The organism is Rathayibacter sp. Leaf248 (genome assembly GCF_920939495.1).
GTDB lineage: Bacteria > Actinomycetota > Actinomycetes > Actinomycetales > Microbacteriaceae > Rathayibacter > Rathayibacter caricis.
This window is the reverse complement of the sequence record NZ_CAKLAV010000002.1, coordinates 661,040-685,311: the sequence shown is the minus strand read 5'-3', so window position 1 is coordinate 685,311 and position 24,272 is coordinate 661,040. Positions and strand designations below refer to the sequence as shown.

Sequence of the window (24,272 nt, the reverse complement as noted above, 5' to 3'; positions counted from 1 at the left end):
CGACATCCGGGAGCGGACGGGCGAAGCCCCGTCCCCCACCGACCAGCCGCACCGCTCAGAGGGCGCGACCCGGAATCGCGTGCGAGCGATTCCGGGCAGCCCGACGCACCCCGCTCCTGGGAACGCGACCCTCTCGGGAAGCCGACCGCGGGTCGTCTAGCGGCGCAGCCGCTAGACGACCGACAAGGACTGCCGGGCGATCTCGAGCTCCTCGTTGGTGGGGATGACGAGGACCGCGACGCGGGAGTCGTCGGTCGAGATGCGGCGCGCGCCGCGGTCGCGGGCGGCGTTGCGCTCGGGGTCGAGCTCGATGCCGAGGCCCTCGAGGCCGCGCAGCGCGCCGGCGCGGACGGCGGGGACGTTCTCGCCGACTCCGGCGGTGAAGACGATCGCGTCGACGCGGCCGAGCTGGGCGTAGTAGGCGCCGATGTAGTGGCGGAGGCGGTGGTAGTAGACCTCCAGGGCGGCGGCGGCCTTCTCGTCGCCGGCCTCGGACGCCTCCTGCACGTCGCGCATGTCGCCGCGGCCGGAGAGGCCGAGCAGTCCGCTGCGGCGGTTGAGGACCGTGTCGAGCTCGTCGATCGAGAGCCCGGCCTTGCGGGCGAGGTGGAAGACGACGGCGGGGTCGAGGTCTCCGGAGCGTGTGCCCATGACGAGGCCCTCGAGCGGGGTCATGCCCATCGAGGTCTCGACGGAGGCTCCTCCGTCGACCGCGCAGACGGACGCGCCGTTGCCCAGGTGCAGGACGATCGTCTTGAGGTCGGAGCGGCGGCGACCGAGGTAGGCGGCGGCCGATTCGGACACGAACTTGTGCGAGGTGCCGTGGAAGCCGTAGCGGCGGATGCGGTGCTTGTCGGCGAGCTCGGCCGGGATCGCGTAGGTCGAGGCCTCCGGCGGGAGGGTGTGGTGGAACGCCGTGTCGAAGACGGCGACGTGCGGCACGTCCGGGAACGCCTTCTGCGCCGCCTCGATGCCCTCGAGGTTCGCCGGGTTGTGCAGGGGCGCGAGATCGGAGAGGTCCTCGATGTTGATCTTCACGAGGTCCGTGACGACCGTCGCCTCGTAGAAGCGCTTGCCGCCGTGCACCACGCGGTGCCCCACGGCGACGGGCGGGAACTCGGACAGGCTCGGCCCGTTCTCCTCGAAGGCGCGGATCATCGCGTCGAAGCCTGCCGTGTGATCCGGGATCGGCCCCTCGATCTCGACGCTCTCGCCGTCGTGCGAGTGCTTCGTGCGGCCGGTCTCCTCGCCGATCCGCTCGACGAGGCCGCTGGCGAGCGTCTCCTCCGTCGTCATCTCGATGAGCTGGTACTTGAACGAGGACGAACCGCTGTTGACGACGAGGACGACGGACATGAGAGGACTCCTGGGGGTCGGGGTCGGTGGGGAGGCGGCGACGCGGGTGGCGTCAGCGCACGACGGGGATGGCGGAGGTGGGCGGGACGATCGCCTGCGTCGCGGCCTGGATGGCCGTGATCGCCACGGTGTTGACGATGTCCTGGACGAGGGCGCCGCGGCTGAGGTCGTTGACGGGCTTGCGCAGACCCTGGAGCACCGGGCCGATGGCGACGGCGCCGGCGGAGCGCTGGACCGCCTTGTAGGTGTTGTTGCCCGTGTTGAGGTCGGGGAAGATGAACACCGTCGCACGGCCGGCGACCTGAGAGCCGGGCATCTTCGAGGCGGCGACGGCCGCATCCGCTGCCGCGTCGTACTGGATCGGGCCCTCGACGAGCAGGTCGGGGCGGCGCTCGCGCACGAGCGCCGTCGCGGCGCGCACCTTCTCGACGTCGGCTCCTGCGCCGCTCTCGCCCGTGGAGTAGGAGAGCATCGCGATGCGCGGGTCGATGCCGAACTGCTGCGCGGTCTCGGCCGAGGAGATCGCGATGTCGGCGAGCTGCGCCTCGGTCGGATCCGGGTTCACCGCGCAGTCGCCGTAGACGAGGACGCGGTCGGCGAGCGCCATCAGGAACACGCTCGAGACGACCGAGACGCCGGGGCTGGTCTTGATGATCTCGAAGCCGGGACGGATGGTGTGCGCCGTCGTGTGCGCGGCTCCCGAGACCATGCCGTCGGCGAGGCCGAGCTGCACCATCATCGTGCCGAAGTACGAGACGTCGGTGACCGTGTCGAACGCGTGGTCGTAGGTGATGCCCTTGTGCGCGCGGATGCGGGCGTACTCCTCGGCGAACCGGGCGCGGTGCTCGGGGTCGAGCACGCTCAGGACACGGGCGCCGTCGATGTCGAGGCCGAGCCCGGCGGCGCGGCCGCGGACCTCCGACTCCTCGCCGAGGATCGTCAGGCGGGCGATGCCGCGCTTCAGCACGGTCGCCGCGGCGCGGAGGATGCGGTCGTCGCCGCCCTCGGGGAGCACGATGTGCCGGTCGGCGATGCGCGCCCGCTCGATCAGGCCGTACTCGAACATGAGCGGCGTGACGACCTCGGAGCGGCCGACGTCGAGGAGGGTCAGCAGCTCGACCGCGTCGATCGTCTGGTGGAACAGGGCGAGGGAGGTGTCGCGCTTGCGCGGCGAGTCGGCCGCCAGGCGCCCGCGGGCCGCGGTGACGCGCACCGCGGTGTCGTAGGTGCCGAGCTCGGTCATGACGATCGGGAGCCGCGTGTCGACGCCCTCGATCAGCCGGACGATCGGCTCCGGCAGCTCGAAGCCGCCGTTGAGGATGATGGCCGAGACCGTCGGGAAGTTGCCCGAGGCGTGCGCCATGATCACGGCGAGGACGACCTCGGGGCGGTCGCCCGGGACGATGACGACCCCGCCCTCCATCAGGCGCGGGAGCACGTTGACCATCGACATGCCGGCGACGACGACGCCGAGCGCCTCACGGCCGAGCAGTTCGGGATCGCCCGCGACGACGACGCCGTCGACCGCCTCGACGAGACGGGAGACGCTGGGAGCGACGAGGAACGGATCCTCGGGGATCGCCCAGACGGGGGCGCCTTCCGGCAGGACCTCGCGGATCGCCGCGACCGCGTTCGGTGCGGTCTCGGGATCGGCGCGGTTCGCGATCACTCCGATGAGGGAGGCGTGCGCGGTGCGCAGCTCGACTGAGGCGAGCTCGGTGATCTGGCGCATCTCCTCGGGAGTGCGCGCGGGCGCCTGGCCGAGCTGCTCGCTGCGGGAGGGGTCGCGACCGGTCAGCACCAGCAGCACCGGGGCGCCCAGGTTGGCCGCGATCCGGGCGTTGTAGCCCAGCTCGGTGGGGCTGCCGACGTCGGTGTAGTCGGAGCCGAGGATGACGACCGCGTCGCACCGCGCCTCGACGCCCTTGTAGCGCTCGACGATCCGCGACAGCGCGGCCTCGCCGTCGGCGTGCACGTCCTCGTAGGTGACGCCGATGCAGTCCTCGTAGGCGAGACCCGAATCGGAGTGGCCGAGCAGCATCTCGAGCACGTAGTCGGGCTCGGAGGTGGAGCGCGCGATCGGGCGGAAGACGCCCACCCGCTGCACCTGGCTGCTGAGCACATCGAGGACGCCGAGGGCGACCGTGGACTTGCCGGAGTGACCTTCGGCGGACGAGATGTAGATGCTCTGGACCATCGGAGCCACCCTACCGACGGGGCCCGCGTCGAGACTGGGCAGTCGCTTCAGGATGGGAGGGCGTGCACGAGGTGCGGCCTGCGGAGGAGCGGTACGCGTCCTGTTTAACGGAAGAAGACCCCCCGCGCACCCGCCAGAGCCCGGTTACCCTTGCTGCGTTTCCGCCCTGGGGGAGTTGGCCTGGATGGCGCCACGCGGGGAGCCGGGAGACAGTCTAACCCGATCCGGCGGGGCTCAGGAGCGCCCGGTGGTCTGCAGGGGGCGCCCGTTCCGTGTAGTGTGCATGAGGTCGCGATCACGGTCGCGCCTGGAGGATTCGCCTAGTGGCCTATGGCGCACGCTTGGAAAGCGTGTTGGGTGAAAGCCCTCGGGGGTTCGAATCCCCCATCCTCCGCGAACGGTGTCCGTTGCTCTCGCCAGCACGGGCACCGTTTTCGTTAACCCGTGCGCCGCTCTCCGGCGGGTCCGCTGTCAGCGGGCGATGCGGACGAGCCACTCCTCGAGCAGCATCCGCTCGGCCTCGCTCAGGGCGTCGACCGAGCCGAGCACCGCGCGCAGGGCGACCGCGTGCGCGACGAGGGCGCGGGCCGCGGGATCGGTCGGTCCCGCCTCCGAGGTCGTGATCGCCGTCAGGACCGCCTCGCGGGACCGGGAGGAGAGGTCGTCGTCGGAATCGCGCCCGGCAGTCAGGGTCAGCGTGCAGCCGAGGGCCGCGGACTGCAGGAGCCGGGCGGCGTGCTCGACGTCGACGGTGAGGCGGCCGGCCTCGGCGACAGCGCGCACGTGCGCGAGCAGGACACCGCCGGCGAGGCGAGCGGCCTCGGACTCCTCTCCCGGCCGGGCGGTGAACATCAGGGCGTAGAGGTGCGGCTGCGCGAGCCCGAACGCGACGTGCTGGTCCCAGGCCGCGCGGAGGGCGTCGACGGGATCGGCCGGGGCGTCGCTCCGCTCGAAGTCGGCGAGGGCGTCGGCGACGGCCGCGGCGACGACCGAGTCGAGGAGGCCGCGGAGATCGCCGAAGGTGCGGTAGATGGTGGGCGCCTGCACGCCGGCCGCGGAGCTGATGGCGCGCGTCGAGACGGCGTCGCGGCCGCCCTCGGCCAGGAGCTCGGCGGTCGCCCGGAGGATGCGGTCTCGGGTGCTCGGGCTCTCGGTCACGAGTAGTGACGCTAACACGCAGACGTTAGCGGCGCCCGCTTCGCCGGCTGGCAAGAGGACGCTCACAGGGCCGCCCGTCTTCCTGGAAGGTGCCCGCAGGGCCGCCGCCGCTGACGGGGTCGGCTGCAAGGCGGAGGAGGGAGCGATACCGGCGGTATCGCGACCGACGACAACGCCGCAGACGGCCCCGTCAGCGGCGGCGGCGGCCGCGTCAGCGGCGGCGGCGGGCGGTGCCGAAGATGCCGCGGACGACTTCGCGGAGCAGGGTCTTGCCCGCCGAGGAGCCGAGGACCTGCTCGACGACGCCCTTCTCGCGGCGCGGGGTGCTGCTGCGGGTGGTGGGGGCGGTGCGGCGGCGGGTGCGCTCGGCGGCGGCGTCGGCGCGGCGCTCGGCGGCGGCGCGTTCCTTCTGCAGGCGGGCGTCGGCGGCGGCGCGCTCCTTCGCGGCGCGGGCCTGCTCCTTCGCGAGGCGGGCGTCCTCTTCGGCGCGCTCCTCGGCGACCCGGCGCTGCTCCTCCGCGTCGGCTGCGGCGTCGAGGCGGCGGGTCAGGATCTCGCGGGCGGAGTCGCGGTCGAGCGGCGTTCCGTAGCGCGCGAGCAGCGGGGAGCGCTGCACGCTCGCCTCGCGCTCCGACTCCGGTGTCGGCGACATGGAGCCCTGTGGGGCGCGCAGCCGCGTCCAGGCGACGGGCGTCGGAGCGCCGCGCTCGTTCATCACCGTCACGATCGCCTCGCCGATCGGCAGGGCCTGGAGGGTCTCGCCGAGGTCGTAGTCCGACTCCGGGTAGGTCGAGACGGTGGCTCTCAGGGCCTTCGCGTCGTCGGGCGTGTGCGATCGGAGCTGGTGCTGGATGCGCGAGCCGAGCTGGGCGAGGACGTCGCCCGGCACGTCCTTGGGCGTCTGGGTGACGAAGACGATGCCGACGCCCTTCGAGCGGATGAGGCGCACCGTCTGCGTGATCGCCGCGAGGAAGTCCTTGGAGGCGTCGCGGAACAGCAGGTGCGCCTCGTCGAAGAAGAAGACGAGCTTCGGGCGCTCGAGGTCGCCCACCTCGGGCAGGTCGTTGAAGAGGTCGGCGAGCAGCCACATCAGGAACGTCGAGAAGAGGGCCGGCCGGTCCGCCACTCCGGGCACCTCGAGGAGGCTCACCACGCCGCGGCCGTCGGCGGTGCTGCGGAGGAACTCGGCCGTGTCGATCTCGGGCTCGCCGAAGAAGACGTCGGCGCCCTGGTCGGCGAACGCGATCAGTTCGCGGAGGATCACGCCCGCGGTGGCCTTGGACAGGCCGCCCAGCTCGGCCAGCTCGCCCTTGCCCTCGTCGCCGACGAGATAGGTGAGGACGGCGCGGAGGTCGGAGAGGTCGACGAGCGGGAGGCCCTCGCCCTCGGCGTAGTGGAAGACGAGGCCCAGGCTCGACTCCTGGGTCGCGTTCAGACCGAGCACCTTCGAGAGCAGCAGAGGCCCGAAGCCGGTGACGGTCGCGCGCACCGGGACGCCCGTGCCGATGCCGCCGAGCGCGAAGAACTCGGCGGGTGACGCCTCCGCGTGCCAGTCCTGCCCGATGGTGCGGGTGCGGGCGAGGAGCTTCTCGTTCCCGGTGCCGGGCGTCGCGAGGCCGGAGAGATCGCCCTTGATGTCGGCGGCGAAGACGGGGACGCCGGCCGCGGAGAGCTGCTCGGCGAGGACCTGCAGCGTCTTGGTCTTGCCGGTGCCGGTCGCGCCGACGACGAGGCCGTGGCGGTTGAGCATGCCGAGCGGGAGCCGGACGGGGACGTCGGGGCGGGCCTCGCCGTTGACGAGGGCGCCGAGCTCGAGGACGGGGCCTGCGAAGGCGTAGCCGGCGCGGACGGCGTCGACGGCGGACTCGGAAAGCGGGGCCGGAGGCGCGGGCGCGGCGACCGGATCCTCCTGCGCCGCCTCGACCAGCCGCACGTCGTCGACGACCGCGCTCGCCTCCTCCGGCCCCGACACCGCACCCAGCGCCGCCGCGGTGGCCTCGGCGCGCTCGAGCGCCCGCGCCGCCTCGGCCTGCAGTGCTCGGGCGGCCTCCAGGGCCGCGCGTGCGTCGTCCCTCGCCGAGGCGAGCCCGTCGTCGATGCTCATGCGACCAGCCTAGGCTCGCGTGTCCTCGCGGACGTGCCAGGCCTGGCCGTAGCCGCCCTCCTCGACGGGCCTCGCCATCAGCTCGAGGAACGGCGCCGCGTCGAACGCCTCCGGGCCGAGCACTCCCGCTCCCGTCCAGGCACCCGTGGCGAGCATCTCGAGGGCCACGACCGGGTTCAGCGCGGTCTGCCACACCACGCACTGCGCCCCGTACTCGGTCATCGTCCACTCGTTGTCGCTCACGTGGTAGAGGTACACCTCGCGGTGCGCGCCGTCCTTCGTGCCGCTGACCCACAGGCCGGCGCAGGTCTTGCCGGTCATGCGCGGGCCGATGCCGGCCGGGTCGGGCAGCGCCGCGGCGACCACGTCGCGCGGGGCGACGAGCACGGGGCCCTCGGCCGACCGCACGCGGATCGGCTCGGTGCGGTCGAGGCCGAGCAGGTTGAGTGTGCGCAGGACGCCGATGAACTGCTCGCCGAGCCCGTACTTGAAGGTGACCCGCTCGGCGTCGAGCCAGCGCGGCATCAGCAGCACCTCCTCGTGCTCCACGTTCACGCACTCGACCGGGCCGATGCCCTCGGGGAACTCGAACACCTCGGGCTCGGAGAAGGGCGGCGTGGTGAACCAGCCGCGGTCCTTCTCGAAGACGACCGGAGGGTTCAGGCACTCCTCGATGGTCGTCCAGATCGAGAAGGACGGAGCGAAGACCTCCGCGCCGCTCTCGTCGCGGACCACGAGGTTCGCGCCGTCGCGCACGCCCAGCTCGTCGATCCGGTCGAAGAGGTGATCGGAGGCGTAGCGGGCGAAGACGTCCGACAGGCCGGGCTCGACGCCCATGCCGACGAGGGCGAGACGGCCGCGCGACTCCCACTCCCCCGCCGCCTCGAACTGCTCGTCGCCGAGCTTGACGCCGGTCTTCGCGTGCGGCTCGTCGGGGTGCGGGCGGGAGAGGCTCATCGCCATGTCGACGTAGTCGGCGCCGGCCGCGAGGGCGCCCGCGAAGATCGTGGGGACGAACTTGGGCTCGACGGCGTTCATGACGTGCGTCGCTCCGTGCGCCCGCGCGACCGTCTCGACGCTCTCGGCGTCGGAGGCGTCGATGCGGGCGGCGACGAAGCGGTCGTCGACGCCGTGGCGGTCGGCGATCCACGCCACGGTGCGCTCGGCGCGGGCGAGCTCGTAGTCGCAGACGATGATCTGCTCGAAGAACGTGCGGCGGGCGGCGATCCGGGCGAAGGCGTCGCCGACGCCGCCGGCACCGACCAGGAGGATTCTCATGCCCCTACCGTAGCGACGGATCGCGTCGCCCACCACGCCTGGAACCATCGAGAACGGTGCTCCGCTCGCCTTCCGGCCACTGATTCCGTCACTCCCCCACGCCGACGTCCTTCTCGAGGAGGCGGATGAAGCGCGACAGCCGCTCGAGCCCGGTGAGCGAGGTGGGCAGGGAGGCCGCGAGGGCGGGCGAGTGCACGAGGTACGCGGCCCACTTCGCCCGCGAGATCGCGACGTTCAACCGGTTCGGCAGGAGGAGGAACTCGAGGCCGCGCGGGACGTCGGCGCCCGAGGACGCGGCGAGCGACACGATCGCGACCACCGCCTCCCGGCCCTGGAACAGGTCGACGGTGCCGACCGCGGTCTCGACGAGGCCCGCCTCGTCGAGCGCGGCGCGGAGCAGCCCGCCCTGCGCATTGTAGGGCGCGACCACGATGACGTCGGCGGCGGAGAGACTCCGCTCGCCGTGCTCGTCGACCCAGGTGCGGCCGATCATCGACAGTGCGATCTCGACCACGCGGCCCGCCTCGTCGGGCGAGGAGGTGGTGTCGCCGGCGTGCACGACCGGGACGGAGTGCAGCCCCGGAGCCACCCCCTCGAGGCGGCGCTCGGCGGGGGCCCGGGACACCAGGGCGCCCTCGTAGGAGAGCTCGGAGACGGCGGCGGCGAGGGCCGGGTGCATCCGGTAGGTCTGCGCGAGGAAGTAGCCGTACTCGGCGGGCAGCACGTCGTGGCCGTCGGCCAGCCAGCCGAGCGCCGACTCGTCCACCGGCTCGGGGTGCGAGCCCTGGCTGACCTGCGGGAGCTGCTGCGGATCGCCGAGGAGCAGGAGCCGCTGCGCCGCGACGGAGCTCGCGATGGTCGGCGCGAGCGAGAACTGACCCGCCTCGTCGACGACGAGCAGGTCGAGGGAGCGACGGGGCACGGTCTGGGCGTTCGCGAAGGTCCACGCGGTGCCGCCGACGACGCAGCCGCCCTCCTCCTGGAGCACCGCCGCGAGGGCGGCGCCGTTCCTGACGGGAGCCCACGCGGCCGCGGCGAGCGACTCGGCCGAGGCGCCCTTCTTGGGCACCTTCGCGACCCGCGACGGGTCGACTCCGCGCCCCACGACAGCCGTCAGCACGTTCTCGACGACGGAGTGGGACTGGCCGACCACGCCGACGCGCCAGCCGTGCTCGCGCACGAGCCGGGCGATCACGTGCGATCCGACGTAGGTCTTGCCGGTGCCGGGCGGGCCCTGCACCGCGAGGGTCGCCCGATCGAGGCCGACGAGCGTCGAGACCACGGCGCCGATGACGTCGTCGCCCTCGACCGGGGCGACCGCGGCGGGGGGCCTGCGCCGCAGCACGTCGAGCGCGGGGTCGGGCAGCAGCTCGGGCAGCGCGTCGAGGACCTCGCCGCCCCACTCGGCGATGGCCTCGGGCTGCGGGGCCGCGCGCGGAGGCGGGGCGGGGGCGAGCGCGACGGGCGCGTCGTCGTGCGGGTCCTCCCCCGCCTTCAGGCCCTCCTTGAGCAGAAGCACGATGCGCTCTCCGTCGTCGTCGACCGCGAGGATCTCGGAGCGGTCGGACGCGCCGCGGAGCCCCGGGCCGGGCGAGGACGCTCCGGGCGGCGGGGGCGCGTCGTAGACGAGGTACGGCGAGGAGCCGGTGCCGAGCCGGCTGCCGGGAGCGAGCCGGCCGAGGATCCGCAGCTCGCGCGACTGCGTCCGCGCCTTCGGGAGCTTGGACCAGTCGCGGACGACCTCGACGCGGTCGATCATCACGACGTCGCGCGTGTCGGCCCACTCGTCGAGCGGTTCGCGGAGGCGGTCGAAGTGCTCCTGCCAGAAGGTCTTCGCCTCGCGGCGGTGGTAGTCGATCGCGGTGCCGGCCAGGGCGAGCGCGGTCTGGTCGGCCGTCCGCTCCCAGGGCTCGACGCCCTCGACCTGCGCGAGCAGGGCGACGGCGGTGGGGTCGGGCTCGCGCGGCACGGGAAGGTCGATCTCGACGAGCGGCAGCGGCGCGTCGCGGGGCGGCGCGAGCGACAGCAGCCAGTCGCGCAGCCGGAGGGTCGACCGGCAGTCGTAGGCGTTGTACTCGGCCACGAGGGCGAGCTCGCGCTGACCCTTCACGGGGTCGTCCGCGAACGCGGCGCGCGCCTTCACGTAGACGTCGATGCTGTCGGCCGCGTTCGTCACTCCGGACGCGTCGCGCTCCTCCGAGCCCATGTAGAGCGGCTCGAGCTTCTTGATCGAGTAGCTGCGCGAGCCCACCCGGAGCGCCCGCCGGACCACCGGATAGAGGTCGACGAGGACGCCGTCGCGCAGCAGCTGGTCGACCTCCTCCTCGCCGACGCCGTGCCGCAGGGCGAGCGAGAGCAGGTGCGTGCGCTCGTAGGAGGCGTAGTGGTAGACGTGCATCCGCGGGTACCGGGCCCGGCGTTCGCGCAGGAACGCGAGGAAGTCGACGAGCGCGCGCCGCTCGGCGGCGAGGTCGTGCGCCCAGAACGCCGTGAACTCCTCCTGGTCGTCGACCATGCCGAAGAGGTAGTCGAGGCCCCACTCGCGGTTGTCCTCGCTGTGCAGCGGATCGCCCTCGAAGTCGAAGAAGAGATCGCCGGGATCGGGAGCGGGCAGGGCGGCGAGAACGGAGGGGTCGATCAGCTCGACGGCGGGCACGGACGAGGACTCGGACAGCACCTGCAGCCGCGCCTGCGCGCGCAGCGAGTCGAGGGTGCCGGCGCCGAGGCCGGGGACAGCGCCGACGTGCTCGGCGAGGGCGTCGAGGGTCATCACTCCGGCCGCGGCGAGCTTCGCCCGCTGGTCGAGCCGCATGCCGGCGACGAGGATCGGATCGCGGTGCGCCGCCACCTCGGGAGCGCAGACCGGGCAGCGACCGCAGGAGAGGTAGCGCGCATCGCCCCACGCGAGCGGCTCGGCGGCGGCGAGGCGCTCGGCGAGCACGGACCGCAGCCGCGCGCGCTGCACGCGCTGCACCGGCGCGATCGAGGCCAGCTCGTGACTGGTGACGGAGCCGTCGCCCAGCACCAAGTGGACCCGCTCGCCGACCCGGACGCCGCGGGCGCTCATCTGCTCGGCGTAGGCCGCGAGCTGCAGCAGGGCCGGGATCTTGGCGTGCCGCGCGAGCTTGGTGTCGTAGACCTCGTACGCGCCGTCGTCGGTGCGGAGGAGGAAGTCGGAGAAGCCGAGGAACTCGCCGTCGAAGAAGACGGCCTGGTAGAGCACGTCGACTCCGGCGCGCATCGCCTCGACAGCGGCGTCGGCGGCCGCCGCGTAGCCCGCGGGCTCGGGACGCTCGAACTCGAGGACCTCGTGCGTGCGCTTCAGCTCGTCGAGGAAGCGGTGCTCGTGCTCGTCGCCGAGGACCGCCGTGCGATCGAGCATCGCGTCGACCACCGGGTCGAGCCGCGGGGACCGGCCGAGCATCGCGTCGAAGCGCCGCAGCACCGCCCACTCGCAGGCCGCCCAGTTCGAGAGGTCGGTGGGGCTCGTGACCACGCGGCCGGCCTCCAGGTACATGCGACTCCCTCCGGTGCCGCCGGGCGGCGGGCGCCTCCAGGCTAGGGCGACCCTCCGACACCGGGCCGTGGGAGGCTGGACAGGTGACCAGGGCGCGCTTCGAGATCATCCCCACCGCCGATATCGCCGAGCGGGCCCGCCGCGCGTTCCCCGACCCGTCGGCCGTCGTGCTGACCGTCACGAGCCTCCCGAAGCACGGCCTGGAGCGCACCCTCGACGCGGCCGTCGAGCTCGCCGCCCTGGGCTTCGGCGTCGTGCCGCACCTGGCCGCCCGCACCGTCGAGGGGAGGCCCGCCCTCGAGCGCGCGCTCGGCCGCCTGGGCGACTCCGGGATCGGCGAGGCCTTCGTCGTCTCAGGCGACGCGAAGAAGGCGAGCGGGACCTACTCGACGAGCCTGGAGCTCCTCCGCGACGCCGTCGAGATCATGCCCGCCCTGGCCGTCGGCATCGCCGGCTACCCGGAGGGGCACCCGCACCTCTCGGACGAGAGCATCCTGAAGCACCTGCGCGAGCGGGCCCCCTACATCCGCTCGGTCGTCACGCAGATGTGCTTCGACGTGGACGCCGTCGCCCGCTACGCCGACTCGCTGCGCGCCGAGGGCATCGACGCGGAGTTGTGGGCCGGGATCCCGGGACCGGTCGAGCGCGCGAAGCTGCTGAGTCTGGGGGCGAAGATCGGCGTGGGCTCGTCGCTCGGGTTCCTGACGCGCAGCTCCTCCGTCGCGGGCGGGCTGCTGCGCGGCCGCCGCTTCGACCCGACCGCCTTCGTCGGGCGGCTGGAGGCGGCGGCGGGCGACCGGCTCCACGGGCTGCACGTGTACACGTTCAACGAGCTCGACGGGCTCGCCTCGTTCGGCTCCTAGCGCACGTCCGAGCGCTTCACCCAGATCGGCGGATGCGGCAGCTCGCTCTCGCTGCGGAGACGGCCGGCGAGCGGCGCCCAGACGACGAGCGCGACTCCGACGCCCAGGAGCAGGCCGCCGATCGTGTCGCTCAGCCAGTGGGCGCCGAGGTAGGTGCGGCTCGCCATCATCGCGATCGTGTAGAGGAAGCCGGCGATCCAGACCCAGATCAGCGGGAAGATCAGGGCGAGCACCATGGCGGTCGTCGCCGCGTTGGCGGTGTGGCCGGAGGGGAACGAGCCGTAGTCGCTGGTCACCAGCATGTCCTCGGGGCGGGCACGGCCGACGAGCTCCTTGACGAGCTGCGTCAGGCCGACGCTGACGAGGGCGGCGACCGCGTAGTACAGCGCGGCCCAGCGCCTCCGGAACACGAGCAGGACGGCCACGATGGCAAGCGGGATGATCGCGGTGCCGGTGATGCCGGCGCCGACCGTGTTCATGATCAGGGCGGGGATGTCCCAGACGCTCGAGCGGTGCTCGACGACCTCGTCCATCCACTCGACGTCGAAGCCGAAGGCGGTGGTGGGGCGGTAGGCGATCATGATCGCGAGGACGACGGTGATCAGCAGAGCGATCGACGCCGAGATGAGCGGCCAGCGGCGCGAGACGCGGTGCGCGACCTCCTGCGTGAGGACCTTGGTCGCCGCGGGGTCGGCGGACGGCGCGGCCGTGGTCAGCCGCTCGCGCTGCACCGCGTCGGGGGACGCCGACGCCGGCTCGGTCGGGGGGCGGTTCTCGCGGTTCACCATATGGACATGATGCCGCGATGGCCGTTCACCTTGCGGGGGCTTGCGCGGACTGCGGGGCGCTGCGTTCGGGCGGTGCCGTGCGCGATCTGCAGGGGATTGCGCGATCTGCAGGGGATTGCGCGATCTGCAGGGGTTCCGGAGGGGAACTCGCTTTCCTCCGCGGGGACTCCTCGCCGACAGCGGGATCCCCTGCGAATCGTGCAGATACCTGCAGATCGTGCGGGGCCTGCAGATCGTGCAAGTCCCTGCGGATCGCACCGGGGCCCCGCAGATCGCACCGAGGGAGGAGGAGCCGCGCGTCAGTCCTGCAGGGCGGCGACCGTGCGCGGGCGGACGATCAGCCAGAGGGCGAGGATCGAGACGGTCGCGGTCGCCATCATGACCAGGGCCATCGGCACGGCGGAGGAGGCGCCGAAGATCCCGGAGATCGGCGAGAGCAGGCCGGCGACTCCGAAGTTCACCGCACCCAGCAGCGACGCGGCGGTGCCCGCCTCCCTGCCGTGGTTCACGAGGCCCAGCACCTGCACGCACGGGAAGCTGAAGCCGCAGGAGGCGATGAACAGCCAGAGCGGGACGAGCGTGCCCCAGAGTCCGAAGCCGAGGACGTCGAACAGCGCGATCAGCCCGGCCGACGTGAAGAGCGACACGGTGGTGATCGCGAGGATCCACTGCGGGCCGACCCGGCGGCTGAGGCGCGAGGACGCCTGCACGCCGAAGACGACTCCGAGCGAGTTGACCGCGAAGAGCAGGCCGTACTGCTGAGCGTCGAAGCCGTAGAGCCCCTGGAAGAGGAAGGAGGAGCTCGAGAGGTAGGTGAAGAGGCCGGCGAAGGTCATGCCTCCGATGACCGCGACGCCGACGAACTGGCGGTCGCCGAGCACCGAGCCGTAGCGCTGCGCGAGGGAGCGGCGGTCGCGGTCGTCGCGCGCGGTCCGCGGTCGGGTCTCGACGATGAGGAGCGCCACGGCGACCATCACGACGAGGCCGTAGCCGGCGAGGAAGACGAAGACTCCGCGCCAGTCCATGACGAGCAGGAGCTGCGAGCCGATCACCGGGGCGAGGACGGGAGCGAGACCCGACACCAGGGCGAGGCGGGAGAGCATCTTGACGAGCGGACGACCGCCGAAGAGGTCGCGGACCATCGCCATGGCGACGACTCCGCCCGCCGCGGCACCCGCGCCCATCAGCACGCGGAACACGCCGAGCCAGACGATGTCGGGCGCGAAGGCGGCGCCGATGCAGGTGAGCACGTGCACGGCCGTGGCCAGGATCAGCGGCAGCCGGCGCCCGACCGCGTCGCTCCACGGCCCCACGATCAGCTGGCCGAGGGCGAAGCCGAGCGTCGTGCCGGTGAGGGTCAGCTGCACCGCCGCCTCGGATACGTTCAGCTCGCTCTGCAGCACCGGGAACGCGGGGAGGTAGAGGTCGATCGTGAACGGACCGAGCGCGGTGAGCGCTCCCAGAACGATGATGTAGACGAGCCGCTGACGCGCGGTCAGGGCGTCGCCGGGGTGGCGGTGGACGGGGACGGAGCCGGTGGGCGTCGAGGCGACGGTGGTCACGGAGGCCTTCCTGCGCAGGAGCGCGGGGAGCGGAGCGGGAGCGGCTCGAACGGCCGCGAGGAGCGGCGCCGGACCCTCGGATCCGTGCACCGCTCCTCACGCTAACCGCCGGGAGCGCCCGTGTACTCCCCCTGGGTCGAATTGATTCGACTATCAGTCCATGCGGGGACGTGATCGGCGCGATCCGAGACCGGGAGCGCTCTCACTCCACCCGCAGCAGTGCGACCCCCTGGGGCGCCAGGGTGACGGAGTCGGCGCGCCCGCCGGTCAGCACGTCGACCCCCGCGATCGGCACGACGACGTCCGAGCGCCCGTGGTTGATCGCGAAGACGAGCGCGCCGCGGCGGATGAGCTCCACTCCCTCGAGGGGCTCGGCGAGGATCCCCTCGACACCCGCGTCGGCGAGCGCGCGCTCGACGACCGTGCCGAGCAGCTCCGGCGCGGGCCAGGTCGCGACGTACCAGGCGGAGCCGCCTGCGGCCGTCTCGCGGCGGGTGATCGCGGGCCAGCCGTCGAGGTCGTCGGTGAAGCGCGCCAGCACCTCCGCACCGTCGGCGTGCAGGTACTCGCGCCAGCGGGTGATCGCGCCCGCGAGAGACCCGGTCACGGTGGACTCGGGCAGGTCGTCCGAGAACGCGTCGGCGGAGGCGAGCGGAGCGAACTCCTCGACGCGCACGCCGAGCGTCGACTGCAGCGCGCCGAGGTAGCCGCCCTCGGTGATGTGCGCGTCCTCGTCGGTGATGCCGCTCTGGAAGGTGGTGACGAGGTGCCCGCCGCCCTCCGCGTACGCGGCGAGGCCGGCCAGATCCTCCGCTCGCACGGTGAACAGCGCCGGAGCGACGACGAGGTCGTAGCCGTCGAACGGCCCGGAGGCGCGCACGAAGTCGACCGTGACGTGGCGGCGGGTGAACTCGCGGTGCCAGGCGGTCACGTGCGCCGCGTAGTCGATCGCGCCGGGAGTGGCGTCCTGCTCGATCGACCACCAGCTGTCCCAGTCGAAGACGATCGCGACGCGCGCGGCCACTTCCGTGCCCAGGATCTCGTCGAGGCGGCCGAGCTCGGCGCCCAGCTCCTCGACCTCGCGGAACACGCGCGTCTCGGGGCCGCCGTGCGGCACCAGGCCGGAGTGGAACTTCTCGGCCCCGGCGCGCGACTGCCGCCACTGGAAGAACAGGATGCCGTCGGCTCCGCGGCCCAGCACCTGGTAGCTCCAGGCGCGCATCTGGCCGGGCTTCTTCGGGGCGTTGCTGCGGCGCCAGTTGACGGCGCTCGTCGCCTGCTCCATCAGCAGCCACGGGCGGCCCTCGCCCAGCGAGCGCATCAGGTCGCGGGCGACCGCGGCGGTGAAGGGCGCCTCCGGATCGGCGGGGTCCGGATAGAGGTCGTCGGACACGACGTCGACGTGCGGCGCCCACGCCCAGTAGTCGACCGGCTTGAAGAGCCCCATGAAGTTCGTGGTGATCGGGGTCTCGGGCGAGTACTCGCGCAGGATCTCCTTCTCGGCCAGGTAGCACTCGAGCAGCTGGCGGGAGGAGAAGCGGTCGAAGTCGAGGCGCTGGGTCGGGTTCGGCAGGGTCGGCATCGCGGCGGGCGGGCGCACCTCCTCGAAGCTCGAGTAGCGCTGCGACCAGAAGGCGGTGCCCCAGGCCTCGTTGAGAGCCTCGATGCTGCCGTACTTGGCGCTCAGCCACTCGCGGAACGCGAGGACGGCCGACTCGGAGTAGTCGTGCGAGACGTGGCAGCCGTACTCGTTGCCGATGTGCCACATCTCGAGCGCGGGGTGGCCGGCGTAGCGCTCGGCCAGCTTGCGCACCAGGCGCGCGGCGTAGCGGCGATACACGGGCGAGGACGGCGCGTACTGCTGGCGCGAGCCGACTCCGAGGATCACGCCGTCAGCGGTGACGGGCAGCATCTCGGGGTGCTCGTGGCTCAGCCACGGCGGCGGCGACGCGGTGGCGGTGGCGAGGTCGACGCGGACGCCGCCGGCGTGCAGGCCGTCGAGGACCTCGTCGAGCCAGGCGAAGTCGAACTCGCCGTCGCGCGGCTCCAGGTGCGCCCACGAGAAGACGCCCACCGTCGCGAGATTCACTCCGGCGCGGTTCATCAGGGTCACGTCCTCGGGCCACACCTCCTCCGGCCACTGCTCGGGGTTGTAGTCGCCTCCGTAGCGAACGGGCATGTGCTCTCTCCTTCGACCGCCGCAGCGGTGGTGCGGGCCGGGGCGCCGACGGTGGTGCCCGATCCCGGTGGTCCTCCAGCAGGGTAAGCGCTTACCTCCGCCGCGCCCAAGTCCCCGTCGTCACGGGGCGAGCGGATGCAGCGGCGCGGCCAGCGGATGGGCGAGCAGCTGCTCGAACGCGAGCTCGGCCGCTCCGATCATCAGCAGATCGCCGCCGAGCTCAGTGCGCGCGATGCGGACCGACTCGAGCGCCACGCGGAACGGACCGCCGTGGGTCAGGCGCTCCTCGAGGAACCCGGGCGCCACGCCGACCAGGGCGCCGAGGAAGCCGCCGAGCACGACCAGCTGCGGGTTGAAGATGTTGACGACGTTCCGGAGGGCGACGGCCAGGTGGCCGAGCTGGCGCTCGACCTCCGCGCGGACCGCCGGGTCCTCGGAGGCGGCGAGCGCCTCCTCCAGCCGCTCGCTCTCCTCCAGGCCCAGCACGCGCAGCAGCTCGGCGCGGCCGACCTCGGTCTCGAGGCAGCCGACCGCGCCGCAGTGGCAGTCGACGCCCGCGCTGTTGACGAGGGTGTGGCCGATCTCGCCCGCGTAGCCGTCGATGCCGTGCAGCGGAGCGCCTCCGACGATCACGCCCGCGCCGACGCCGCTCGCGCCGCCGTTGAGGTAGATCAGGTGCGAGACGTCGCGGCCGGCGCCGAGCGCGCTCTCGGCGAGGGCGCCGAGGTTGGCGTCGTTCGCCGAGAGGACCGGGAGCCCGGTCGCGTCGGCGAGCATCCGCGAGAACGGCTCGTCGCTCCAGCCCAGGTGCGGGCCGGTGCGGACGAGACCGTCGGCGTCGCGGACGAGGCCGGGCACCGCGACTCCGATGCCGACCGTCCGGGCGTCGGCGGGCAGCTCGGCGCGCAGCTCGGCGATCGCGTCCGCGGCGAGCGCGGCGGCCGCCTCGGCGGTGGGCACGAGCGCGGTGCGGCGGAGGCGGCGGCGCACCTCCGCGTCGAAGCCGACCACCGCGACCGTCACAGCGTCGATCTCGGGGTTCACGGCGAACGCGACGACCCGCGGATCGGCCTCGACGATCGGACTCGGCCGGCCGACCTGGTTCAGCGTGTCGGGGTCCCGCTCGCGGACGATGCCGAGCTCCACAAGCTCGCCCACGAGGGCGGCGATCGTCGAGCGGTTCAGCCCGGTCGCCCGCGTCAGCTGCGAACGGGAGCGGGGCCCGCCGCGGTGCACGAGACGCAGGATCGCCGCCAGGTTGTGGCGCCGGACCCGGTCGAGAGTGTTGCCGCGCGTCGCGTGGTCGGGCATTCCGCGGTCTCCTCTGGTCTCGGGTCAGCCTATCGGCGGGCCTCGGCGCCCTCGGTGCGCACATCGCGGCGGCCGGCCGCGCGCGCATCGTCAGCCGGGAGGAGGGGATTACCGCTGTCAGGCGACATCCCCTCCTCTCGGCGGAGGTTCTGCAGGCTCACGCCCCTGCGCGACTCCAGGTCCAGCTGCCCTCCGGCCCGTCGACGCTCACGTCGGCACCCGAGCGGGTGACGGTGAAGACCGTCTCGACCCCGGAGTCGTGCGCCACGACCCGCACCTCGCGCGCGCCGTCGCCGCCCGGGAACACCCGGAGCTCGAGCCCGTCGAGGTAGTCGTACTCCGCGACGTCGGTCCGGGAGCCGACCGGCACCACCGCCCCCTCGCGCACGTAGAGCGGCAGGGTGTCGAAGCCGTGGACCTCGCGGCGCCACTCCCCCGTCGAGTCGACGGTCTCGCCGGTCCACCAGCTGGTCCAGCGTCCGCGGGGCAGGTAGAACTCGACCGAGCCGTCGGGAGTGAAGACCGGGGCGACCAGCAGGTCGTGGCCGAGCATGTACTGCGTGTCCAGGTGCGCCGCGTTCCGGTCGTCCTCGAACTCGAGCGTCATCGGCCGCATCACCGGGATCCCCTCGCGCGCCGCCTCCGCTCCCGCCGCGTAGAGGTACGGCATCAGCGAGAGCTTGAGCTCGGTGAAGCGGCGGGTGATGTCGACCGCCTCGTCGCCGAACTCCCACGGCACGCGGACCGAGGTGGAGCCGTGCAGGCGGGAGTGCGAGGAGAGCAGTCCGAACGCGAGCCAGCGCTTGAAGACGCCCGGGTCGGGCGTTCCCTCGAAGCCGCCGATGTCGTGCGCCCAGAAGCCGAAGCCGCCGAGCGCGAGCGAGAGTCCGCCGCGGAGGGTCTCGGCCATCGAGACGTAGGACGAGGTGTTGTCGCCGCCCCAGTGCACCGGCAGGGCCTGCCCGCCGACGGTGGCGCTGCGGGCGAAGAGCGTGGCGCGCCCCTCCCCCAGCTCCTCGACGAGCACCTGGTGCACCGCGAGGTTGTAGAGCTGGGTGTACCAGTTGTGCATCGCCTCCGGGTCGGTGCCGTCGGCCCAGACCACGCCCTCGGCCGGGATCCGCTCGCCGAAGTCGGTCTTGAAGGAGTCGACGCCCTGGCGGACGAGCACGCGCAGCTTGTCCTGGAACCAGCGCGTCGCCTCCGGGTTCGTGAAGTCGACCAGCGCCATGCCGGCGACCCAGAGGTCCCACTGCCAGACGTCGCCCGACGTCGTCTTCAGCAGGTAGCCCTTCTCGCGGCCCTCCGCGAAGAGCGGCGAGGCCTGCGCGATGTACGGGTTGATCCAGACGCAGGTCTTCAGGCCCCGGTCGTGCAGGCGGGCGAGCATGCCCTCGGGGTCCGGGAAGGTGCGGGAGTCCCACTCGAGGTCGGTCCACTGGAACTCGCGCATCCAGAAGCAGTCGAAGTGGAAGGCCGACAGCGGCAGCTCGCGCTCGGCGAAGCCGTCGATGAAGGAGTTGACGGTGTCCTCGTCGTAGCTCGTGGTGAAGCTGGTGGTCAGCCAGAGGCCGTAGCTCCACGCGGGCACGACGGAGGGGCGGCCGGCGAGCCCCGTGTAGCGGCGCAGGACGTCCTTCTTCGTCGGACCCTGGATCACCAGGTACTCCAGCGCCTCGCCGCCGACCGAGAACTGCACGCGCTCGACCGACTCCGAGCCGATCTCGAACGAGACGAGGCCGGGGTCGTTGACGAGCACGCCGTAGCCGCGGTTGGAGAGGTAGAAGGGCACGTTCTTGTAGGCCTGCTCGGAGGAGGTCCCTCCGTCGGCGTTCCACACGTCGACCGTCTGGCCGTTCTTCACGAACGGGCCGAATCGCTCGCCGAGACCGTAGACGAGCTCGCCGACTCCGAGGTCGAGCTGCTCGTGCACGTAGGGATCGCCGTCGGGTCCGGTCAGGTAGCCCTGGGACTTGTGGCCGGAGCCGGTCAGGCGCGTGCCGGTCGCGGTGTCCCAGAACTCGAGCGACCAGGGCGCGCCCTGCGCGACGCGGACCTCGAGATCGCCCGTGCGGAGCACGCCGCCCGCCTCCGTGACGCTCGCCTCGCCGACCGAGCCCTCGGTCAGGGCGAAGCCGGGCCGGGTGGCGGTACCGCGCCAGTGCTCGATGCGCACCTTCGCGACTCCCTCGGCGGGCGAGGAGACCGTGACGGTGAGCGCGGGACGGTTCAGCACGTCGCCGCGGCCCTGGATGACCTTCGTCGGCGCGATCACCTCCAGTGCCGAGCCGGTGGCGCGGATGTCGTACGCCTCCTGCGCGAACAAGGCGGTGAATCCGGCCCTCGTCTGCCAGAACCCGTCGGTGAACTTCATGCGTGTGCCTCTCTGGTGGCGGTGGAGGTGGTCGTGCGGGGTGCGGAGTGCGGGCACCGCGGAGCAGGGGCCGGTGGGGCCCCCTGCCCGCAGTGGTGGTGCTACTTGACCGCGCCGGCGGTGATGCCGCGGGTCAGCGTGCGCTGGAAGATCAGGAAGAAGATCAGCGTCGGGAGCAGGCCCAGCAGGGCGCTCGCGCTGGTCGTCGTGACGTCCATGATCTTGTCGCCCTGGAGGCTCGAGATCGCGATCGGGACGGTCTGCGTCGCGTCGCTCACGAGGAACACCAGCGGGATGAGGAACTCGTTCCAGGTCCAGATGAAGAAGAAGATCATCAGCACCGAGAGGGTCGGCCGCGAGATCGGCACGATCACCCGGGTGAGCACCTGCCACTTCGAGGCGCCGTCCAGCGCCGCGGCCTCGAGGATCTCCTTCGGGAACGTGCCGTAGACGCTCGAGAGCAGGTACGTGCCGAAGGCCGACTGGATGACCGTGAAGATGATGATCACGGACAGCTGGCTGTCGTAGATCCCCACCGCCTTGAACATGTAGTACAGCGGGTAGAGCAGGGCCTCCTGCGGCAGCATGTTCGCCAGCAGGAACAGCACGATGATCCAGCTGCGGCCCTTCACCCGGCCGATGCCGATCGCATAGGCGTTCAGCACCGAGAGGGCGACGGCGAGGATCGCGACCGACCCCGAGATCAGGATCGAGTTGCCGAGCTTCTCGGGGAAGTTCACCCGCTCCCAGAAGGTCGACAGGCCGTCGAAGGAGAGCCCGGTCGGGAACGCGAGCGGCCCGTTCGCCGAGTACTCGGCGGGGGTCTTGAACGAGTTGAGCAGGATCAGCAGCACCGGGCTGATGATCACCAGCCCGATGACAATCGCGACCACGAGGATCGCCCAGTCGCCGATCGTGCGCTTGGTGGTGCCCTTGGCCGGCTTGGGCGCTCGGCGCGACGTGGTCAGGTCGCTGTCCGCGGTGCCCGCCTGCGTGAGGGGCAGGGTCTCGATGGCCGACATCAGCGGGCTCCTTCGCTGCGCTCGACGCGCTCCTGGGCGCGGATGAACAGCACGGCCAGGATCACGATGACGATCGTGAGCGCGGTCGCGATGGTGGCGCCGTAGCCCACCTGCTGCTTCTGGAAGAACTCGGTGTAGGAGTAGTAGCTCGGCACGATCGTCGAATCGCCCGGCCCGCCGCGGGTCAGCGCGTAGATCGGTCCGAAGACCTTCAGCGCGGCGATGGTGCAGGTGAGGGTGACCACGAAGATCTCGGGGCGGATGATCGACACGGTGATCCAGCGGAAGCGCTGGAACCAGTTCGCGCCGTCGAGCTCCGCGGCCTCGTAGAGCTCCGGATCCACGCGCTGCAGCGCCGCCATGAAGATGACGACCGGGTAGCCCAGCTGGACCCAGATCATCACGACCATGATCGAGAGCATCGCGGTGTCGGGCTTGCCCAGCCAGTCGTGCGAGAGCGAGCCGAGTCCGACCGCCTCGAGGATCGTGTTGAGCGCGCCGTTGTCGGGGCGCAGGATCCAGCCGATGACGATCGCGGCGATCACCGTGGGGAGGATCTGCGGGAGGTAGTAGGTGGCGCGGAGGAAGCTCGCCAGCTTGCCGCCGAACTTCTTGCCGACCAGGTCGAACAGGATCGCGGCGAGCAGGAGGCCGAGGATCGTCGGCACGATCACCATGGCGATGATCATGTAGACGGAGTTCAGGAACGAGGTCCAGAACTGGTCGTCGCCCATCAGCTCGACCCAGTTCTCGAGGCCGATGAAGATCGGCGGCTTGATGCCGCGCCACGAGGTGAAGCTGATGTAGACGTTCCACACGAGCGGGATCAGCACGATGAACGTGAAGAGCACGAACCCGGGGATCAGGTAGAGCCAGTAGCCGCCCGAGCGCTTCTCGCGCGGGGGCTTCGCGGCCGGAGGCGGTGGCGCGCTCTCCGCGCGACGCGGTGCGGTCGTCGTCATGGGTACTCCTAGAGGTCGTGCGGGGAGGCGTGCGGGAGGGGGCCGCGAGATGCCACTTCGGGACGGGTCCGACGGCGTGTCGTGTACCGGAGTGGCATCTCGCGGAGAGGGGATGCGGGAGGACTACTTGATGTCGTCCACTCCGTCGTCGTACTTCTCCTGCAGCTGCGCGAGCATGTCGTCGGGCGACGTCGACTTGTTCAGCAGCTCCTGCGTCGCGGCGACGAGGTCGTCGTAGAAGGTCGCGGTGGGCCAGTCGGGGTAGAACGAGAGCTGGTCGCCGTCGACGACCGTCTTCCACTGCGACAGCAGCTCCTTGCTCTTCTCGTCCGTGATCGCCGACTCGTCGACGACCAGCGGGATGCCTCCGTTGTTGCCGATCAGGTTCTGGATCTCGGGGCGCATCGTGATGTCGATCCACTTGTAGGCGAGGTCCTTGTTCTTCGCCGTCTCGGGGATCACCCAGTGGTTGCCCGCCGAGCCCATCGTGAACTCCGCCCCCGGGAAGAGGAAGGTGTTCCACTCGAAGCCGGTGATCTCGGTCTTGAAGCGGCCGAACCACCAGGAGCCCGAGAAGAAGATCGGGTAGTCGCCCGAGATGAACGCGGTTCCCGCGTCCTCGGCCTTGAGGCCGGAGGCGTCCGGCGAGATGTAGCCCTTGTCGACGTACTCCTGGAGCTGGTCGGCGGCGTAGGACCACGCGGCGTCCGAGAAGTCGACCTCGCCCGTGTAGGTCTGGTAGTCGGTGATCCACTGGCGGTCGGCCTTCAGCAGCGCGAGCTGGTAGAAGAGCTGCTGCAGCGGGTACTCGGCCCCGGCCTCGGCGAGCGGCGTGATGCCCTTGGCCACGAACGCGTCGAGCACAGCGATGAACTCGTCGTAGGTCGTCGGCACCTCGATGCCGTTCGCCGCGAAGGCGTCCTCGTTGTAGTAGACGAAGGTGAACTCGCCGTAGTTCGGGATCCCGTACCAGGAGCCGGAGCCCATGATGCCGTCCTCGTCGTACTTGGCGGTCGTCTGCAGCGCACCCGGGACCAGCTTGTCCCAGCCGTAGAACTCGACGGCCTCGTCGAGGTTCGTGAGCAGGCCCTGGCTCGAGAGCAGGCCGCTCGTGGCATTGCCCTTGTTGTACTCGACGACGTCCGGGGCCGAGTTCGAGTTGAAGATCTGGCTGGCGCCGGTGCGCAGCTGCTCGAAGGCCTTGAACTCGTAGGCGATCTCGGCGCCGGTCTCCTGCGTGAAGATGTCGCGGGCGGCGAGCCAGGCGATGCCGCGGTCGCTGTCGGGGGTCTCGAAGTCCCACATGGTGAGGGTGCGGCCGGCGCCGTCGACCTCGGTGGCGAGGGCGTCGGATCCGGCGTCGGATCCTCCTCCGGAGCAGGCGGCGAGCGCGAAGACCGCGCCGAGGCCGACGCCGCCGGCGAGCAGGCCGCGACGGCTGAGCGAGCCGACCGCGGCGGCGGTGGGGCGGTGGAAGGCGGTGCGGGGACGAGGCGACATAGCGGGTGTTCTCCTTCGGACGGTGCCGCTGGGCTGTGACTGCGTGGGTGGGTGGTGGAGCGCTCTCCGATCGGACGAGTGTCGAAGCGTTTCGACGATCG

15 protein-coding genes, 1 tRNA gene and 1 other RNA gene are annotated in these 24,272 nt (G+C 71.9%); 2 read left to right on the top strand and 15 right to left on the bottom strand.

The window, feature by feature from the left end:
- Window positions 1-171: 171 nt before the first annotated feature.
- The 3 genes from LRG51_RS16235 to ffs form a co-directional block, all read right to left on the bottom strand.
- On the bottom strand, window positions 172-1,356 hold the full coding sequence (locus tag LRG51_RS16235; RefSeq protein WP_230673665.1) for an acetate/propionate family kinase: 1,185 nt from the start codon (window positions 1,354-1,356) through the stop codon (window positions 172-174).
- A gap of 52 nt (window positions 1,357-1,408) precedes the next feature.
- Entirely contained in the window at window positions 1,409-3,553 is a 2,145-nt protein-coding gene (gene pta, locus LRG51_RS16230) for a phosphate acetyltransferase (RefSeq protein WP_230673663.1), read from the bottom strand.
- Between the two features lie 110 nt (window positions 3,554-3,663).
- Window positions 3,664-3,760: signal recognition particle sRNA small type (gene ffs, locus LRG51_RS16225), an RNA gene on the bottom strand.
- A gap of 102 nt (window positions 3,761-3,862) precedes the next feature.
- On the opposite strand from ffs, the gene LRG51_RS16220 reads away from it, so the two are divergent.
- Window positions 3,863-3,947, top strand: a tRNA-Ser gene (locus LRG51_RS16220).
- A 77-nt stretch (window positions 3,948-4,024) separates the two neighbouring features.
- Here the strand turns inward: LRG51_RS16220 and LRG51_RS16215 are convergent.
- The 4 genes from LRG51_RS16215 to LRG51_RS16200 all read right to left on the bottom strand — a co-directional run bounded on the left by LRG51_RS16215 (window position 4,025) and on the right by LRG51_RS16200 (window position 11,610).
- Window positions 4,025-4,711 carry a TetR/AcrR family transcriptional regulator gene (locus LRG51_RS16215; RefSeq protein ID WP_107575622.1) on the bottom strand — a complete coding sequence of 229 codons (687 nt, stop codon included), beginning with the start codon at window positions 4,709-4,711 and terminating at the stop codon, window positions 4,025-4,027.
- A gap of 211 nt (window positions 4,712-4,922) precedes the next feature.
- On the bottom strand, window positions 4,923-6,815 hold the full coding sequence (locus LRG51_RS16210; protein WP_230673662.1) for a helicase HerA-like domain-containing protein: 1,893 nt from the start codon (window positions 6,813-6,815) through the stop codon (window positions 4,923-4,925).
- Between the two features lie 9 nt (window positions 6,816-6,824).
- Window positions 6,825-8,093 (bottom strand): saccharopine dehydrogenase family protein, encoded by a 1,269-nt coding sequence (locus LRG51_RS16205; protein WP_230673660.1) that lies wholly within the window; start codon window positions 8,091-8,093, stop codon window positions 6,825-6,827.
- Between the two features lie 88 nt (window positions 8,094-8,181).
- Window positions 8,182-11,610: a TM0106 family RecB-like putative nuclease gene (locus LRG51_RS16200; protein WP_230673658.1), complete on the bottom strand. Its 3,429-nt coding sequence runs from the start codon at window positions 11,608-11,610 to the stop codon at window positions 8,182-8,184.
- Between the two features lie 83 nt (window positions 11,611-11,693).
- Here LRG51_RS16200 and LRG51_RS16195 point away from each other — a divergent pair, with 83 nt between their 5' ends.
- On the top strand, window positions 11,694-12,473 hold the full coding sequence (locus LRG51_RS16195; protein WP_230673657.1) for a methylenetetrahydrofolate reductase: 780 nt from the start codon (window positions 11,694-11,696) through the stop codon (window positions 12,471-12,473).
- Here the strand turns inward: LRG51_RS16195 and LRG51_RS16190 are convergent.
- The 8 genes from LRG51_RS16190 to LRG51_RS16155 form a co-directional block, all read right to left on the bottom strand.
- Window positions 12,470-13,261 carry a phosphatase PAP2 family protein gene (locus LRG51_RS16190; RefSeq protein WP_230673655.1) on the bottom strand — a complete coding sequence of 264 codons (792 nt, stop codon included), beginning with the start codon at window positions 13,259-13,261 and terminating at the stop codon, window positions 12,470-12,472. The genes LRG51_RS16195 and LRG51_RS16190 overlap by 4 nt on opposite strands.
- Window positions 13,262-13,560: 299 nt before the next feature.
- Window positions 13,561-14,823 (bottom strand): multidrug effflux MFS transporter, encoded by a 1,263-nt coding sequence (locus LRG51_RS16185; RefSeq protein ID WP_055791617.1) that lies wholly within the window; start codon window positions 14,821-14,823, stop codon window positions 13,561-13,563.
- 202 nt (window positions 14,824-15,025) lie between these two features.
- A complete protein-coding gene (locus tag LRG51_RS16180) occupies window positions 15,026-17,002 on the bottom strand; it encodes a beta-galactosidase (RefSeq protein ID WP_230673653.1) in 1,977 nt (658 codons plus the stop codon).
- A gap of 120 nt (window positions 17,003-17,122) precedes the next feature.
- Complete coding sequence (locus LRG51_RS16175) at window positions 17,123-18,313, bottom strand: ROK family transcriptional regulator (protein WP_055791193.1); 1,191 nt, start codon at window positions 18,311-18,313, stop codon at window positions 17,123-17,125.
- 157 nt (window positions 18,314-18,470) lie between these two features.
- Window positions 18,471-20,687, bottom strand: a complete 2,217-nt coding sequence (gene yicI / locus LRG51_RS16170) for an alpha-xylosidase (RefSeq protein WP_230673651.1) — start codon at window positions 20,685-20,687, stop codon at window positions 18,471-18,473.
- A 101-nt stretch (window positions 20,688-20,788) separates the two neighbouring features.
- Window positions 20,789-21,709, bottom strand: a complete 921-nt coding sequence (locus LRG51_RS16165; protein ID WP_082481301.1) for a carbohydrate ABC transporter permease — start codon at window positions 21,707-21,709, stop codon at window positions 20,789-20,791.
- Window positions 21,709-22,671 (bottom strand): carbohydrate ABC transporter permease, encoded by a 963-nt coding sequence (locus tag LRG51_RS16160; protein WP_056867832.1) that lies wholly within the window; start codon window positions 22,669-22,671, stop codon window positions 21,709-21,711. Before LRG51_RS16160 ends, LRG51_RS16165 begins: the two co-directional genes overlap by 1 nt.
- Window positions 22,672-22,794: 123 nt before the next feature.
- Window positions 22,795-24,171 (bottom strand): ABC transporter substrate-binding protein, encoded by a 1,377-nt coding sequence (locus LRG51_RS16155; protein ID WP_082481299.1) that lies wholly within the window; start codon window positions 24,169-24,171, stop codon window positions 22,795-22,797.
- Window positions 24,172-24,272 lie beyond the last annotated feature (101 nt).